Here is a 929-nt window from a genome sequence, read left to right on the forward strand (position 1 = left end):
GACCCGGGCGGCCGCGCCGCGGCCCGGGTGCCCGCCAGGCCCTGCGGCACCGCCCTCCCGGGGTGCGCCCGCTGGGGTGGTGCTCAGTCGTCCTCCAGGCCCCAGCTGCGGATCCAGCGCGGGTGGACGCGGATCACCTCCTCGCCGAACTGCCTGCCCAAGGCGCGTCCGCCGGTGAGGAGTTCCGCCTCACCGCGGATCTCCACGCCGCGCACCTGCCAGGGGGACTCGCTGACCAGGTCGTCCACCACCAGGGCGAGGAGCGGATTGCCCTTCAGGTTCCGCCACTTCTTCGTGCGGCCCAGTGCGAATCCACCGATCAGCACCGTCCCGTCGTCCTGCGGGAAGAAGCCGACCGGATTGGCCTGCGGCTGGCCCTGGGAGTCCACCGTCGCCAGTCTGGCCAGGCGCTGGGTGGTCAGGTATGCGCGTTCGGCCTGGCTGAACGGGGTGTTCTGACGTGTATCCCTCATAGCCAAAGGTTCACACATGGCAATCGGTCGCGCATCGGTTCCGTAGGATTTGCCCCGGTGCACCCGGTACGAGGGCGCCTTGCCCGGCACGGGCAAGCTCGCGCTCACTCGAAAGGGTGAAGTCATCGGTACGGGTTCCCGTGCGCCTGTCCGTCATCGGTGGGGCGCCCGCACACGGTGACGCTCCGTCAGCTCAGGCGGCGACGCGCCCGACGTCAGTCCGGGTCTGGGCGGTGGAGTCGGTGACGTGGACAATGGCGACATGAGTGGTCAGCGGGAGCGGGCCGAAGCGCCCGACTGGTGGAGTCAGCTCTACGACGAGGACGCCCCGGACACCGGCCGCTCAGCGGCCGGCGACAGCATCGACGACCGCTACGACTCCGCCGCCCGGACGGTCGGCGCCCCCGGCATCGTCCGGCAGCGACCGCCGGACCCGCCGCCGCGCACCCCCAGGCG

The 929-nt window shown here is 71.7% G+C and carries 1 protein-coding gene and 1 pseudogene; one reads left to right on the forward strand and one right to left on the reverse strand.

Translation table 11 applies throughout. The features are described from left to right. Nucleotides 1–83: 83 nt before the first annotated feature. Complete coding sequence (locus tag ACYVE9_RS28505) at nt 84–473, reverse strand: PPOX class F420-dependent oxidoreductase (protein ID WP_461030774.1); 390 nt, start codon at nt 471–473, stop codon at nt 84–86. Between the two features lie 262 nt (nt 474–735). Between ACYVE9_RS28505 and ACYVE9_RS28510 the strand changes: the two are divergent. After that, nucleotides 736–929 (forward strand): annotated as a pseudogene (locus tag ACYVE9_RS28510) (protein phosphatase 2C domain-containing protein); the annotation flags it as partial.

The sequence above is a fragment of the Streptomyces sparsus genome (genome assembly GCF_054776295.1).

Coding starts and splice junctions, on each gene's coding strand:
- ACYVE9_RS28505 (WP_461030774.1), bottom strand. CDS start 473: ATGAGGGATACACGTCAGAACACCCCGTTCAGCCAGGCCGAACGCGCA.